Source organism: Myxosarcina sp. GI1 (genome assembly GCF_000756305.1).
Taxonomy (GTDB): Bacteria; Cyanobacteriota; Cyanobacteriia; order Cyanobacteriales; family Xenococcaceae; genus Myxosarcina.
Window position 1 is genome coordinate 128,917 of sequence record NZ_JRFE01000019.1, and the last position, 16,367, is coordinate 145,283.

General features: G+C 42.4%; 7 protein-coding genes and 5 tRNA genes. 4 read left to right on the forward strand and 8 right to left on the reverse strand.

What is annotated here, in order from left to right; translation table 11 throughout:
* The first annotated feature begins 265 nt into the window (after positions 1–265).
* Both katG and sufU read left to right on the forward strand, forming a co-directional pair.
* Positions 266–2,563 carry a catalase/peroxidase HPI gene (gene katG / locus KV40_RS14750; RefSeq protein ID WP_052055648.1) on the forward strand — a complete coding sequence of 766 codons (2,298 nt, stop codon included), beginning with the start codon at positions 266–268 and terminating at the stop codon, positions 2,561–2,563.
* Between the two features lie 238 nt (positions 2,564–2,801).
* The gene (gene sufU / locus KV40_RS14755) at positions 2,802–3,239 is read left to right on the forward strand and encodes a Fe-S cluster assembly sulfur transfer protein SufU (protein ID WP_036482922.1); all 438 of its coding nucleotides are present in this window, start codon (positions 2,802–2,804) and stop codon (positions 3,237–3,239) included.
* Between the two features lie 492 nt (positions 3,240–3,731).
* Here the strand turns inward: sufU and KV40_RS14760 are convergent, their stop codons facing one another.
* From KV40_RS14760 to KV40_RS14780, 8 genes are all read right to left on the reverse strand, one after another.
* The gene (locus KV40_RS14760; protein ID WP_036483114.1) at positions 3,732–5,336 is read right to left on the reverse strand and encodes a TROVE domain-containing protein; all 1,605 of its coding nucleotides are present in this window, start codon (positions 5,334–5,336) and stop codon (positions 3,732–3,734) included.
* A 250-nt stretch (positions 5,337–5,586) separates the two neighbouring features.
* A tRNA-Phe gene (locus tag KV40_RS34935) sits at positions 5,587–5,724 on the reverse strand.
* Between the two features lie 197 nt (positions 5,725–5,921).
* A tRNA-OTHER gene (locus tag KV40_RS34940) sits at positions 5,922–6,048 on the reverse strand.
* Positions 6,049–6,064: 16 nt separating this feature from the next.
* A tRNA-Met gene (locus KV40_RS34945) sits at positions 6,065–6,191 on the reverse strand.
* 136 nt (positions 6,192–6,327) lie between these two features.
* Positions 6,328–6,401 (reverse strand) — tRNA-Leu (locus KV40_RS14765).
* A 54-nt stretch (positions 6,402–6,455) separates the two neighbouring features.
* Positions 6,456–6,528 (reverse strand) — tRNA-Gln (locus tag KV40_RS14770).
* 1,391 nt (positions 6,529–7,919) lie between these two features.
* Positions 7,920–10,184, reverse strand: coding sequence for an FdhF/YdeP family oxidoreductase (locus KV40_RS14775; RefSeq protein ID WP_036482925.1), 2,265 nt, complete (start codon positions 10,182–10,184; stop codon positions 7,920–7,922).
* A gap of 296 nt (positions 10,185–10,480) precedes the next feature.
* A complete protein-coding gene (locus KV40_RS14780; protein WP_036482927.1) occupies positions 10,481–10,708 on the reverse strand; it encodes a hypothetical protein in 228 nt (75 codons plus the stop codon).
* A 328-nt stretch (positions 10,709–11,036) separates the two neighbouring features.
* Between KV40_RS14780 and KV40_RS36705 the strand changes: the two genes are divergently transcribed.
* The gene (locus KV40_RS36705; protein WP_253274266.1) at positions 11,037–15,743 is read left to right on the forward strand and encodes an esterase-like activity of phytase family protein; all 4,707 of its coding nucleotides are present in this window, start codon (positions 11,037–11,039) and stop codon (positions 15,741–15,743) included.
* 190 nt (positions 15,744–15,933) lie between these two features.
* Complete coding sequence (locus KV40_RS14790) at positions 15,934–16,362, forward strand: DUF29 family protein (protein ID WP_036482928.1); 429 nt, start codon at positions 15,934–15,936, stop codon at positions 16,360–16,362.
* The last annotated feature ends 5 nt before the right edge of the window (positions 16,363–16,367 follow it).

Below are 16,367 nucleotides of genomic sequence, written 5' to 3' on the forward strand. Positions count from 1 at the left end.
TTTCGTTGCATTGCGTTTTTTGATGTATAAATCTTAGTCAAGTTAAGCTTCAAGAACCATCTGACTTAAGTTAGAGGCGTTAATGTTAAAGTCAATTGTTTCTTACTATTGGTACCATTAGGTACTTTAACTGCGATCGCCTGTCAGCTTTGCAACAAGAACAAGAAAGAAAAAGTCAAATTGGCATTCTGATACCCTTTAAACTGCTGTAAATGGCAGTACTCAAACCAACTTACTAGCGAAATCTATTAAAAAAATCGGACTTATGGTCAGCAACCCTATCTCAAACACACCACAATCCACTCCTGCACAATGTCCTTTCCGTGGAACCCGCGTTGGCGGTGCCCTCGGCTCTAAACCGCAAATTGATGACTGGTGGCAGAACCGACTTCAGGTCGAGCTACTTCACCAAAATTCTCCCCAGGCTAATCCGCTGCAAGATTTCAACTACAAAGAAGCGTTTCAAAAGATCGACTTCCAGCAGTTGAAAAGCGATATCAAAGCACTGCTGACAGACTCAAAGGACTGGTGGCCAGCCGACTATGGCAACTATGGACCTCAGATGATCCGTATGGCGTGGCACTCCGCAGGTACCTACCGTATCGCTGACGGTCGTGGTGGAGCGAGTCAGGGTATGCAACGCTTTGCCCCGATCAATTCCTGGTGGGATAACGGCAACACCGACAAATCACGGCGACTACTCTGGCCCATCAAACAGAAATACGGTGCGGCACTGAGTTGGGCAGATCTGATGATCTTGGTCGGCAACTGCTCGCTGGAAATTATGGGCTTCAAAACCTTTGGCTACGGTGGCGGTCGCATCGATGCCTGGGAGGCAGACCGCGCCACCTACTGGGGTCCTGAGTTCTGGAACGGTCAACCGTTCGGCGAAAATGGCAAGCAGCACGAGGGACATCCAGATGAGATGGTCACTCGAACAATTCGCTGGGTAGGCGAGCCAAAAGATAAGTACTATGACCTAGAGAACCCATTGGCAGCCTCGCATCAGGCACTAATCTATGTCGATCCAGAAGGACCTAATGGAAGCGGCGACCCGATCGCATCCGCCCGTGACATCCGTGAGACTTTCGCGCGCATGGCGATGAACGATGAGGAAACCGTCGCGCTAATCGCTGGCGGTCATGCCTTCGGCAAAAGTCACGGCATGGTCGCACCAGACAAAATTGGTCCAGCACCAGAAGGCGCGCCGATTCAGGCTATGGGTCTGGGGTGGCAAAACCCTGAAGGCACTGGCTTTGCCAAGTATACAATGACCAACGGAATCGAAGGCTCTTGGACTCCAAACCCGACCCAGTGGGATAACAGCTACCTGGAAAATCTATTTAAGTACGAGTGGGAGCAGAACGAGAGTCCAGCAGGTTCGATTCAGTGGAAGCCGAGCGATCCTGATGCGCCCAAGACCCCAGATGCTCATGAGTCGGGTGTCGAAAACGATTTAATGATGATGACCTCAGACATTGCTTTAAGAGAAGATCCAGACTATCGTGAGGTCTGTCAACGCTTTCTCAATGACTTCGATTACTTTAGTGACGCGTTCGCGCGTGCTTGGTACAAGCTGACTCACAGAGATATGGGACCAAAAGTGCGCTATCTCGGTCCAGAAGTTCCAGAGGAAGATCTGTCCTGGCAAGATCCGATTCCTGCGCTCGACCATGAAGTTGTTGATGATGCTGACATCAACGCGCTTAAGAACCAGATTTTAGCGAGTGGACTCTCCGTCTCGGCACTCGTGTCAGCAGCCTGGGCATCGGCATCAAACTATCGCGACTCCGACAAGCGTGGTGGTGCCAATGGCGCGCGTGTTTGCCTGGACCCACAAAAAGACTGGGAGATAAACCGCCCGCAGGAACTTGGCGAGGTTCTATCGACCCTAGAGAAAATTCAGTCAGAATTTAATGACGCTCAGTCGGGTAACAAAAAAGTCTCCCTGGCAGATCTTATCGTTCTTGGCGGCTGCGCTGCGGTTGAGAAGGCTGCAAAAGATGCTGGGATCGATGTCAGTGTTCCGTTCGTTCCAGGTCGGATGGATACAACTCAAGAACAGACCGATGTGGAAAGCTTTGAATGGCTGAAGCCAGTCTCGGATGGTTTCCGCAACTACCACAACGATGCTGTTGGCTATAAGGTGAAGCCAGAGCGGATCTTTCTCGATCGCGCACAGCTTTTGACGCTAACCGCGCCCGAATGGACGGTTCTCGTTGGCGGACTTCGTGCCCTCGATCAGAATTGGGATCGCTCTAAGCATGGCATCTTTACCGATCGACCAGGTGTACTAACCAACGACTTCTTCCGCGTCCTGACCAGCATGGACTACGAATGGAAGCCGATTGACAATCGCGAAATGATTTTTAACATTGACGATCGCCAAACGGGCGAAACGAAATTCACAGCGACACGGTGCGATCTGATTTTTGGTTCAAACGCGGAGCTTCGTCAGGTTGCAGAGGTTTATGGTGCTAATGATGGTCATGAGCGGATGGTCAAAGACTTTGTTGCTGTTTGGAATAAAGTGATGATGCTCGACCGCTTCGACCTATGCTAGTCTAAGCAAGAACTTTCAGGATTTCAAAGCATAGCCTCGGTTCAGCATCTGGTGCTTCAGAAGTTGAGGCTATGCAGACTTGCAAAAATGTTAAGGGAATTCCAGAAAATAAATTATCCAAGCTTATTCAGAAACAGGAAAGATATCAACTTTGGTACGGTCACAGTGCCATACTTGACTGCTATGAGTGATGTTAGTCTCTCTCTATTATTACTAATAAGCTTTTACACCATTACTAATGATCGATATTAGCCACTCTTCCAATTTATCTCGAAAGATACTTTTAGAACGTTACAAACAACCACAACATCGTGGTATAACCAATCCAGTCGATTTACAGGAATGCGGTCACAATCCCTATTGTGGCGATACAGTTAAACTAACCTTGGCATTAAATAAAAATAATAATTGTATTAAAGATATTAAATTTGAGGGACATGGTTGCGTTTTATGTTTGGCTTCAGCCGAGCTTTTAGCATCGGTAGTTAAGGGAAAGAGCATTACAGAAGCTTTGGCAATTGTATCCCAGGTTCGTCAGGCAGTTATCGAACAGATACCATTGCCACTAGATTTAGATACCTTAAGGGTTTTACAAGGAGTCTCTCAATATCCTAGTCGCGTTAAATGTGTGACTTTAGCCTGGCATACTTTGAAAGCTGCTTTGGCAAAAATTTAAAATTGAGTTTTTAGGCAAATACTAACAATGTCTTTTATTTTTTAGTCTATTTCTATAGCCATCGCATTTTTATATTATTTAAGATTTGCTAATGATATTTCAGAATTACTGTTATTGCCAATAAACCAATTAACATTAGTCCAACTAAACATAGAGAGCGACCAAAATCATGAAAGCAGAAGAAAGAAAAGGATTTTTGCAGCGACTGGTAAAGCTTATTAGCGACATTTTCTCGAAGCTAGTTCGTTGGCTGCAACCACGTCGGCAATAAGAATAAACGAAAAAGTATAGCTTGTGTTACTTGCTTTTAAAAATATGCCTTGGCACTGGAAAGCAGGGGGATCTCAGTCCAACTAATTTTCCCCTGCTCCCTATCTCTCTGTCTAATATTTTGGCTACGCTCGGCGTTAGCCCTGAGTTTCGACAGGCTCAACTTCCACAAAGTAGAAGGGCTAATACCTAAATCTGGACTACTAAGTGCGAAAAATGCCGTTACAAGTCTTCCGTTGCCAACATTTGAATCAAACGTGGAACTCCAGGATCGAATCCTGCCAAATTCCAAACTCGATTGTCGTTGGGATCTGCCAAATTAATGCGGTAAGGTGCGAGGGTAACATACACTGCTTTAACCTGCGGATTAACCAGACGACGATATTCTGCCAAAGCTTGAGAGGGATGTTTTCTACCCGCCCAGCTTTCACTATCAGTCCAAAAACAAACTACGTCTGCTTGGAACTTGTTTTTAATCATCCAGTCATAGGCAACCGAGGCATCGGTACCGCCAAAGTTACGATCTTGAGCTTTTTTTAAAGCCGAACTAAATGAATCGCGCCGTGTAATTCCCAGATTGATAAAGGAAGTCGAAAAACCACGAATCATGTAGTTTTTCTCTGCCTTAGCCGTTGCCAATGCCATAGCTGTGGCAATTTCGCAACAGCTTAAGCCAATAGAACTTACAGTGCTGTAAGCCATCGAACCAGAAATATCCACCGCGTGTAAAAATACCGCCTCGGTCGGCTTGACAGTTTCAAAAGATAATTCTAGAGCTTTCTCTAAAATATCTACAATCCGAGGTACGGGAGTCCAAGTTTTTTGACTGCGACCGATTTTACCGCCAGAAGTGTAAGTTTTTAAGGCTTTAAGCACGTCAATAGGGTGAATTCTACCGCGACGTAAATGCTTTTTGTCGTTTAATACCGCTCGAACTCTCTCTAAATTCTTGCGGCGATCGCCTGTCAGCACTTCTAACTGAGTTAGAGAACCCAAGTTACGCAACATTGCCCCAATTGGCATCGACTCAAACAGTAACTGCCAAGCCTGTTTATCCATATTACCTACAGGAGCAGCCATTTCGTGAGTTAATTTACCTTGTGCGATCGCGCGATGAGTCTGTTCGGGGTTGCGTTTGAGCCATTCATACCACCAAATTTGTGCCAGAGCTTCACTCTCGATTGCCAACGGTAACTCAGTCCAACCATTAACCGCCCATTCAAACAGGCGATCGTGGTCTATCGTCGGTGGTTTGACGTGAAACAGACGCAAAGCATCGCGATGTTGGAAACCATGACGCTGTTGGTATTTCAATAACTGGTAAGCCAAACCTCTAACGTCTTCTCGCGATAGCCAAGCCGTACCTACTTCTCTAATAATTTTGCCAAAACCTCGTAGAGACTTAGTGTAATTCAACCATTCATAAAAATGGCTGCCAGTCCGTACTACTTTGGGAAAAATTTCGCGAAAAGCATTTTTAGCTTGAGGAGTTTCTCCCATAGACAATAAGACCAAGGCTAAAATTGGCGCACTATTGTTGAGAGAGCGACCATCACTAGCATAAAGAATTTCTTCAGCGACGCGATCGCCATCTTCGGCTACTGCTTGCCGAACAACATCGACAAAATCATTAGTCAATTCTCGTTTGTCTGCATAATAGGTACTTTGAGCAGTACCAATCAACAAACAACGCCGCAGCATTTGCCAAATACCGGCATCAAACATCCAACCGCCAGAGCGACCTCGAATCATTTCTGCTTCTCTTCCTGGAATTGGCTGAGTTTGAGGTGTACCTCTGGCTTTATTTACAAAAAAACTATAATTCATTAGACCTCCAGCTCTTGCGAGCAAATTTGTGTAAATTAGTTCGGTTAAATTAATGGCATTAACCAAACAGGGGGCGGTTAGGAGTCGAACCTATAAAAACCAACGATAACCCTCATTCTGCGACCCTAAAGGATAAGTAAGGACACGACTACCGACACAAGTTCTGTAGTTTGAGTCGTCCGTTTTGAATAAGGACTTTTCTTTCTCAATAGCTAACTACCAAGAAAGTACCGCCCCAAGCAATCATTTTTGGGGCGACGAAGTAGGAATCGAACCTACAAGACTTTTTCATCAATAGACCCCGATAATCCTCAATTCTTCAGCCCTTACGGACGAGATACAAACCAAGGTTTTTTTCTATCGCGTTTACCATTCCGCCATCCGTCGCATAAAGTAATAATTGGGGGGTGGAGCAGGAGTTGAACCTGCAATCTCCGACGGGGCATACAAACCCCGAAACGAATTCGAGGGACAGCCCCTTACGAATTAAGGGGGAGTTCGTGCCAAACGATAACCCTCAATTCTTCAGCCTTTGCAGACAAGATGGTGCTGTGCCAATAGCAAACCACCCCAAGTAAGTATGGGTGCGTTGTGTGGGATTTGAACCCACGTCTTCTGGGAAAACCCAGTTGCTCTAGGTCGATAACCTTCACTCTCCAACCCCATTGGGATAAGGTACGAATAAAGATGTTTTGTACTGAGCTATCAACGCTTGTTTTTAGGTGATTTGGTGCGTTGGGTAGGACTCGAACCTACGTCATGCCGATTATGAGTCGATAACCCTCATTCTTCGACCCCAAAGGGATAAGCTTTTGAATAAGGATAATGCTGCTCTACCTACTGAGCTACCAACGCTTGTTTTTGAGACAATCTAAACTAGCGCAATTAGAACAACAAAGAGTAAAATCTTCGATCGATCGTTGCAACCATATTTAGATTTAACAAAGTCAGAAAAAGCTCCGTCAAATCGAGATAAACTTTCTCTAACTCATACCCCTAACTGGATTTGAACCAGCAACAGACGGTTTTTAAGTCCGTCACCTCTTCCAATTGGGTTACAGGGGTTTATCAGAATAGCAAGCATTTAACCTGCATATCTTGTTAAGACAAATTACTTTATTGCCCTGCCAGGACTCGAACCTGGAGTCATCTGAGCCAAATTCAGATGTGTTGCCAATTACACCACAGGGCAATAACAGTGCTGACGGGATTTGTTGGCGAAGTCTTCTCGAAGAGTACCCGCAATTTCCTGCTTGAAAGAAGGAGGACACGGGTGCTGAAATGAATTCAGCACCGTGAGATGTCCGCGCGACTTTACCAGTTTGTCTACAGCACCATAAGATATTCTTTATAGCATCGGGTATGATTTGAACTCTAATAGTTTTGCGAGGCAAAGCGTCTTGAGAGTTCCCCTCATAGAGCTATTGCCGAGAGAGCAGACCACCGCCTTACCAACTTGACTGAGGAAGCCCGCGTCGGTGTAAGACGCAAGGGCAAATCTCAGTGTTGGCTACCGATGCCAGAAAAATATATTGCTTTATTTAATTTTCAAGGTTCTAAATTTTATTTTTTGGAACAAATAAATAATCAAAATATTATTTATTAATCTACGTAAAACATCGATTTTATAGCAGCAAAAACTGTTTGTAATATACGTATTATTACAAGTAGCAAAAACTGCTTGATTTTTAAAATTGATATTAACACCAACTCAAAAATAATTTAAGTTACTGTGTTTTCTATCGATATTATTCTTTTCTATGAAATAGTAAATTTCTCATGGCAAATTTTGGCGCAATACGCTTTGCGATCGCCTGACGCAACGCAATTTATTACGATAAGTACTAAGAATTTCAGCTTAAACTATGCTGGCTAAATGTCTGCAAACAAAAACTCAGCTAATAATAAAAGCCCAATTAAAATAATTTCAAGCAAATGCTACCGCCAGATATTGAATGTTGTTTATTCAGCAATACGTGAAAAGCCTCTATGAATATGCTTTCGTTAGTAACACCTAACATAAAGCATCTAGTCTACAAAACGTAAGTACGAGCATGACTAGATATATAGATACGAAAACTGAAGTATCGATCGCTGTAAGAAGCTAATATGGCTCTGCGGCTTCAAGTACAGTAGCTGTATAGTAATGAAATTCTAATAATAACTAACTCTGTATTTGCTGTAGTGGCGAGTAACAGCATAGACTATCCATTTGACAAAGTGTCTCTTTGGTATCGAATTGCCAACAATATACATTTCCTTCCATTTTGCTGAAGCTAAATTTTACAGTAGTTGTATTCATTGGTTTCGACCTCCTTTTTTTAACTTTTTGTAGTATAGCACTATTTTTTAAATTTTGTACTTTATTTTTGAAATATAATTTTATTTTTTCTGAATTTGTATTTTGATTCAGTAAACAAGCCAATTTGCAAGGCTTAAAAACTCAAATTTATAACTATAAAAATAAAGAACAAAGAGAAGCAATTGAGCTTTGCTTTCTCTAATCAGTTATCTGGCGATCGCCACAATCTCTATCGTTTTCACTTTTGAATAAAACTGTCGCTCGCTTGCTATAGATGTGGTTTAGCTTTCTGCAAACACCACAGCAGGAACTCGTTTAAAAGCTGGCGTACCGCTACGAGTTTCTAAAGGTGCATTAAAGATTACATTTACTTCAGGGTAAAACATCAAAGCCGCACCAGGACGCACCGCACCAAAAATAATCTCAATATTTTCTAGTTCTCCTGCATTACCGCGAACTGTAGCTCGCTGGTGTTCCTCTAATCCCACGCTTTCAGCATCGCTACGATTCATCAAGATACAATTACGATGAGGTATACCGCGATATTTGTCTGCAGTGCGATAAACTACCGTATTGTGTTGGGCGTAACTTCTTCCCGTCATTAAAGCTACCACAACAGAGCGGGCATTATCGGCAACGTTAAAGTCTTTTGGTTCGGGTAAAGTCAACTCTGGCAGTGGGGTAATAAACATCGATGCCTTGCCAGAAGGAGTAGAAAATTTTGGTTCGGTAAAAATTCGTCCACCAATAGTAAACTCTTCCTTGGTTTCATCTATATTAGCCATCTGCTCGAATCCAGGAATGGTTTGAGCAATTAACTGACGCACGTATTTAGTGTCTTGAAGTTTGCGCCAGTTAACGGGATAGTCTCCATGAAGGCGATGGGCGAGTTCGCTGAGAAAATCTACCTCGGCAATTAAATCGGCATCAGCTAAATGAGTTTTACCTTCATCGTTGAGACGAACAAAGTTATTACCAGATTCAACTGTAGTTTTATGAGGATTTTCAAAGCGATTGAGAACGGGAATAACAATCGTGTTTTCTTTTGCCAAACCATGAAAATGTCCGAGGTTGGGTTTGGTAGCCAGGTAAATAATGGTTTGAATTTTGCCCAAGGCTCGTTTGACTTTTTTAGTATTTGGATTAGCAGCGTATAAATTGCCCCCTACACAGATAAGGGTATCTACTTTTCCTGCATCTGCGGCTTCAATTAAAGCTTGAGCATCGTATCCCTGCACCCGACTGAGAGATTTACCCAACAGCTTTTCTAGTGCCTGTTGGATTTCTTGCTTGAGGTTGACGGTAACACCCATCGAACCAAAACCTTGAACGTTAGAGTGTCCCCGTACTGGCATAACTCCAGTGCCTTCTCTGCCGATATTGCCCGTTAATAGTGCGGTATTACCAATACTGTAAACATTATCTACGCCATTTTGTTGCTGAGTTATACCCATTGCCCAGGCAAAAACTACTTTCTGAGAGTCAGCAACGATCGCTGCAGCAGCTTCAATTTCAGCTTGAGTAATGCCACAGGTAGAAACAATAGTTTCCCAGTCAGTCTCTTGGGCATGAGTAATTACCTGTTGCCAATTTTCTGTATGTGCCTGTAAAAACTCTTGTGCGATCGCGCCACGTTCGATTAATGCTTTTTGAATACCGACAAATAAAGCGACATCGCTACCTGGGATTGGCTGTAAAAACAACGAGGAAATATCGGAACCGACTAGCAAAGACTTGACAAAAGCAGGAGAACCAAACTTAACTAGCCCCGTTTCCATAACGGGATTGATAACAATTACCTTACCACCGCGATCGCGTAATTTAATCAATTCATTCATCAAGCGAGGATGATTGTAAGCGGCATTAGAACCCGCCAGTACGATACAGTCTGCCTGTTTTAAACTTTTGAGGCTTACTACCGAGGTACTCGTACCAAACATCTGTTTGAGTCCAAAAGTAGAAGGCGCGTGACAGAGATCGGAACAGTCGGCAAGGTTATTTGAACCCAAGGTTCGCATCATTAGCTGCAATAAAAAAGCAGCTTCGTTAGAAGAACGTCCAGAACTATAGGAAGCGACTCGTTTTGGTTCTCTCTTAAAAGCAGTTTCGGCTAGTTGATAAATTTCTTCCCAACCAAGGCGTTGATAATGAGAATTACCTTCTCGCAGAATTACAGGGTAACTCCATCTTCCCAATCTATCTGCTTCTTGGGAAGTAAGCTGTTGCAGTTTGCTTATGGTTTGCCGTTCAAAAAACTCAGTAGAAATTGGCGGTTGAACTTCGGCATAAATTGCCTCTACGCTTTTCATACAGCGTTGCAGCTTTTCACCTTCTTCATTAGTAAAGCCGCCTTTTTGTCCTCCAGTTCCCCAAGAACAGGATAAACAAGCACTTTTATGTAATAGAGTTTGCCAAAGTTTGGCTCCTTTTGGTGCGATCGTATGTTCTGCCCAATATTCAATTACGGGTAAGCCACCACCCATATCTGGAGCGTGTTCTTGCTGTTCTTCAAAAGGTGGTGTGGGTCGAACTTCTTGTCTATCCATGCTTCGCACTCTACTTTAGATATAAATTTATGATAGACAATCAAATTTTTAAAAGTGTATCTATAACAAGATAGGTAATCAAAATTTACGCTCATATTTGCGCCAGCATTAAAAGCAGATTTAAGTTTAAATTTTTTATTGAGAACTTTAAACTATACATACTCTCGATATATTATCTTGTCGATCTAGTTTGGCATTTTCCATACTTTAGATAATTTCAATTGGTAACATACATTGCTACTGTATGGCACATAAAATGATTAATAAAAAAGATAGCAATTGCAATAATAATAATTTTAACGCGGTCGCCCATTCCTTAGAGAAAGTTCGTTTTTACCTAATAAACCTATTAAATGAATTAGGCGATCGCTACCGAACCAACATCTCAAAGTTTCCGCTAACTCGTCGTCAGTAGATTGATATATTTCAAAGTCAATTGGTGGATAAGTTATAAAATCTCGTTCGTATAGCTCATCTATAAAATCTAGTGAAGTCTGAATTGCAGAACTTATTTTATTTTTCATTTATTCTTTTTTTGATTTTTAGTAAGTGCGATCGCAATAAATAACTTCAAAGTTATTGTTAAACTTCAAGTATTTATTTTTATAGTTACTTTTAATCGAAATAAACTGTAAAAAGCTTTTTATAAAATATTTTAAATCAATTTATTTTTATCTGTAAAAATAATTTTTCGATCGTTTGTTAATAGCTTCATATTCTTTTCTTAACCAGATCGTGAAATTATAACTAAGTGATATTAGCGAAACTAATAAATTGCTATTGTCGCTAATTAAAACAGTATTCATGTCAATACTAATTTCTAATTATTTCTAGGTTAAGTAAAAGTTAAACATGGCTAACGAACTAATCGGTTTTGCCTCGCTTCCTGCGGATACTTTTGCCGAAGGACCGCAATCTGGTGCGGATGATGGTGAAGGTAATCCTATCGAAGCCAACGGTCGAACGGGACCATTTGACGGACAGCCCGTACAGGGTTTTAGCGGCGTACAGTTCGCTCCCGATAATAGCGGTGCGTTGTGGTTTTTATCCGACAACGGCTTTGGCGCRCAAGAAAATAGTACCGACTATYTATTACGYATYTATCARGCAGATCCCGATTTTGCTGGTGCAGAAAAGGGAGACGGTAGTGTAGAAGTGCAAAACTTCGTACAGCTATCCGACCCCGATAAGCTAATTCCTTTTAATATTGTCAACGAAAACAGCGAAGAACGTCTACTTACTGGTAGTGACTTCGATATTGAGTCCTTTGTCTTCGATAGTAATGGCGATATTTGGGTAGGTGATGAATTTGGTCCCTATCTACTTCATTTCGATCGAGGTGGCACTTTAATCGAAGCTCCCATTCCCACACCCAATATCCCCAGGCTCAATACTCTTAACGGACAAGACCCCTTAGTAATCGGACATCGTGGTGCTAGCGGTTTATTACCAGAGCATACCTTAGAAGCTTACCGTGTGGCGATCGCGCAAGGAGCAGACTTTATCGAACCCGATTTAGTTTCTACCAAAGATGGCGTGTTGATTGCCCGTCACGAGCCAATTTTAGACGATACTACTAATGTCGCAGAGGTATTTGGTGAAGACAGAATGTCTACCAAAATACTCGACGGCGAAGAAGTTACCGCTTATTTTGCTGAAGATTTTACCTTAGCAGAAATCAAGCAGTTAAGAGCGGTTCAACAAAACGATTTTCGCTCGCAAGAATTTAACGGTGCTTTTGAAATTCCCACATTTCAAGAAGTCATCGAATTAGTACAAGAAGTCGAGGCGCAAACGGGAGTACAAGTAGGCATCTATCCCGAAACCAAGCATCCTACTTACTTCGATCTTCAGGACTTATCTCCAGAAGAATCGTTAATTGAAACTTTACAAAAAACGGGATTTACCAATCCCAACCGCATCTTTATTCAATCCTTTGAGTTTGAAAACTTAATTAAACTACAGGGAATGTTAGATGAAGCAGGTTTGGGCGATATTCCTTTAGTTCAGCTTTATGGAGACACTACTAAAGATGCCAGTCCCGAAGATGGTTTCTCCGTTCCTTATGACATTCGTTATAACCTCGAACAGGGTAACGACTTAAAGGCAATTTACGGACAAGAGTTTTTAGCTGCGGTCGAAAACGGTTTATCTGAAGCTACTACCTATCGTGACATGGATAGTGCCGAATTCTTACAGGTTATTGCCGACCTCTATGCAGAAGGTGCTGGTCCCTGGAAAAACAATATTCTGCTTAGAGAATCTTTGGAAGAACCAGTTGATGGTAATGACGATGGCGAAGCCGAAATTACCACTCAGCTTACTGGCGAAATTACTTCTTTCATCGATGACGCTCACACTGCGGGTTTGCAGGTTCATCCTTACACTTTACGCAACGAAGAACAGTTTTTAACTTTAGAAGCAGACGGTACCCCTCAAACACCCGAAAGAGAATTCGAGCAGCTAATTCAAATCGGTGCCGATGGCTTCTTCACCGACTTTCCTGGTACTGGAGACAAAGTTAGAGATGCGGTAGTTGCTGACTTGGTTAAATCTCCCCAAAATCCTACATTGGGCGAAGAACAGTTAGCCAACTTGAATCGCTCTCAAGGCTTTGAGGGTATGGCGTTTAGTCCCGATAATACTACACTCTATCCTTTGCTCGAAGGTCCAGTATTGGGCGATCCCGACAATGCTTTACGCATCTATAAATTCGATCCCGAACGCAGCGAGTACAGCGATGAGTTAGTTGGCTACTACCCTACCGAAGACTCTCACCCCATTGGCGACTTTACTCCCATCAACGAAAACGAGTTTTTAGTTATCGAACGGGACAACAACGAAGGTGAAGAAGCCGAATTCAAAAAAATCTTCAAAATCGATTTTTCTAAGGTAGACGAAAACGGTTTTGTTGCTAAAGAAGAAGTTGTCGATTTGCTAAATATTGCCGATCCTAACGACCTTAACGAAGACGGCAAAACTTCTTTTTCTTTCCCCTTCGTAACTATCGAAGACGTAGTGGTAGTAGACGAAGACACCATCTTAGTCGCCAATGACAATAACTATCCTTTCTCGATGGGCAGAGAAGGCGATATCGACAACAACGAAGTAATTCTTATCGACTTAAACAAGCCATTAAACATAGATTCAAGAATTGGAGAAAATCCCATGACTACGAATAATTTTGCAATCGACTCTGGAACTACTAGTGTATTTCTCGATTTACCTTTACTAGAATCAGCAGCAGGATTAAGTTTTACAGGTGCAAAGAGCGAAGGCGAGCCTTTTTCCGATAAATTTCAAGTTGGTTTTCCTATTACAGAAGAAACTGACTTTAGTTTTGAAATACCTTTTGCACCAGTTGGCGGTGCGATCGAACATTCTGGCACTGTCTCCTTTGCTTTAAATGAGGGTGAAATAACTCTGGGAAATTTTTCAATTGGCTACGATCCTGCAAGAGTTTCAGAAACTGCCAGTGGCTTTTTTGTTGCCGATACTTTGGAAGATTCTCTAGGACTAGAGATCTTGTTTGATGTTGGCGCGCCAGGAAAAGTATCTGCTACTCCTAAAGATTTAAAAATTGCTGAAGCAGATTTATTACTAGCTCCTGAATTTGCTGAAGCTTTAGAATTATCCAATCTTAGTGGTGCTGACGTTGGTGATACTCGCATTGATGCTTCGGTAATACCTATTGAAGAAAAGGATGCGCCCAAAGCTAAAAATGTCATCATTATGATTGGCGATGGTATGGGCTGGGAAATGGCTCGTGCTGCAGCAATTCAGAAACTAATTAATGAAGGCGATGAAGGTACTGCTTTAAAGGACTTTTATACAGAAGGTACTGGAAGCGGCTTGAGTTTCCAAGAACTAGAAAAATATGGACTGGCAACTACTACCACCACTTATATTGACGGTAGTAAAGATAATTCTGCTTTAGAAGGCGACACTTTCGACCATGTAACTGGTGAATCGGAACTAAGAGAAGGCTTTGAATTTAGTAGCGATGCGGCAATTGTCGAAGGTTTCTCTCCTGCAATTCGCGAACGCATCAACGGTGAAGTAGATGCTGATGGTAATCCACTCGAAGCCACATACGACCCCGAACTAGGATTTAATGAAAACCCAATTTTAGACGCTAACGGCGATCCTTTGGGTGGCAATCTGCCCATTTACGATCTAGATCTCGGCGGGGCATATCCTTGGGAACAGGGCGCAGATCCAGAGTATATTAAAAATCTCTATCCCGATTCAGCCAACACTGCCACCACTTTATACACAGGTGAAAAAACTTATTCTGGCGCGATTGGAGTCGATGTTTTTGAAGAAACTGTCGAAACTTTAGGAGAACGTGCTGAAGCTGAAGGTAAATCCTTTGGTATTGTCAGTTCTGTACCTTTTAGCCACGCCACTCCTGCTGCTGCTGCCGCTCACGTCAACGATCGCAATAAATATCACGATGATAGCGTCGTAGAAGTAGCGCAAAATGGCGATCCAGTTTTAGATAAAGATGGCAATCCCATTCCTGCCGAAGTAGACGAATTCGGTCATCCCATTCCCGACACTGACAATATCTTCCGTCAAATTGTCGAAGAAACTCAACCTGCCGTAGTTTTAGGTGGCGGACATCCCGCAGCCGAAACCGAGTTTAACTACATCAGCGAAGACGGCTACAATGAGCTAGTCAATGGTGAATATGACGACGTTTATACTTTCCTCGAAAGAGGACCTAATGCAGGTCAGACCTTACTAGAAACTGCGGCTGAGATCGATCCCGATAACAGCGAACGTCTATTTGGTTTGTATGGTGCTAGAGGTCAAAGCGGTAACTTGCCCTGGAGTACTGCTAATGGTGACTACAGCAACACTGGTTTGACCAGTCGTACCGATGCCGAACGTCCTTTGGAAGAAGGTGAGACTGTAGAAGAGTTCATCGCTACAGAAAAAGACGAGAACCCCACATTAAAAGAACTAACTCAAGCTTCATTAGATGTTCTGGGTGATGACGACCAAGGTTTCTGGGTCACTATTGAAGGGGGAGACATTGACTGGTCGGCTCACGATAACAACCTCGACAATATGCTAGGTACTACGTTAGACTTTGCCGAATCTGTTGGCGCAGTTCAAGATTGGATTGAAAACAACGGTGGCTACGAAGAAAACTTACTTATCGTTACTGCCGATCACGACCACTATTTTACTCTCAATGAAGACTTCCCCGAATTACTTCGCACTAAAGGCGCAGAAGCTTTGACTACAGGAGTTGATGACAATGGAGATCCTCTGCTAGAAACTAATGATGACGGCGAACTAGCAAAAGTAGACAATGAAGATCCTCAAGCTTCTGGTCACTATTGGGGTTCCGATCCTAACGAAAAATACGGTTGGGGTACTCATACAACTCGTCCCGTTCCCGTATACTATCAGGGTGCTGGTAGCGAGTATTTAGATAACGCTGTCGGTCAGGGATTTGAATCTTACGGACAACAAGTTCCTGGTATCGATGGCTATATCGATCAGGTTCATATTGCCGAAGCACAGTTTAACGCTCTTGGTATGTAGTTAATTTTCTTAGCAAATTAGTCAAAATATTTGCTGTGTAGATAAACCTAAACTTAGACGACTAATTCATTCTTAAATTAATAAGGCGAGTATTTTGGCTCGCCTTTTTTTATGCGATCGCGCCAATTCAATAACATTCCACTTAGCGATCGCAAGTAAGATAGAAGTAAAACCAAGCTTTGTCAGGTAAATGTACGAATTACAAGAGCTTAGAGCCAAAATTGAAGCCAAAGATTATCAGGGTGCGCTGGCAATTATCGACGAATTAGAAGAGATGTCCAAAGATGACAAGTTAAATAAAATTTACAGTTATTTGGTTGTCTTGTTGATTCATTTAATTAAACAAAATGCTGAAGATAGAAGCACTATTTCTTGGGAGCGATCGATAAAAAATTCGCTTAAATATATCAAAAAAACTAATAAAAGGCGGCGCTTTGGCGGTTATTATGCTTCAACTAATGAAATACTTGAAATGCTCGACGAAGCTTATGAAGATGCTTTAGATGAGGCTGCTTATGAAGCTTTCGGCGGTGCTTACGATCGCGATGAATTTAACAATATGGTTAGAGAGAATGTTATCAAAAAACAGGCAATCGCTCTAATTCGAGATTCCTATTAATTACA

Excerpts from the sequence above, each read along its gene's own strand:
- katG (WP_052055648.1), top strand. The coding sequence starts at position 266 with ATGGTCAGCAACCCTATCTCAAACACACCACAATCCACTCCTGCACAA.
- sufU (WP_036482922.1), top strand. The coding sequence starts at position 2,802 with ATGATCGATATTAGCCACTCTTCCAATTTATCTCGAAAGATACTTTTA.
- KV40_RS14760 (WP_036483114.1), bottom strand. The coding sequence starts at position 5,336 with ATGAATTATAGTTTTTTTGTAAATAAAGCCAGAGGTACACCTCAAACT.
- KV40_RS14775 (WP_036482925.1), bottom strand. The coding sequence starts at position 10,184 with ATGGATAGACAAGAAGTTCGACCCACACCACCTTTTGAAGAACAGCAA.
- KV40_RS14780 (WP_036482927.1), bottom strand. The coding sequence starts at position 10,708 with ATGAAAAATAAAATAAGTTCTGCAATTCAGACTTCACTAGATTTTATA.
- KV40_RS14790 (WP_036482928.1), top strand. The coding sequence starts at position 15,934 with ATGTACGAATTACAAGAGCTTAGAGCCAAAATTGAAGCCAAAGATTAT.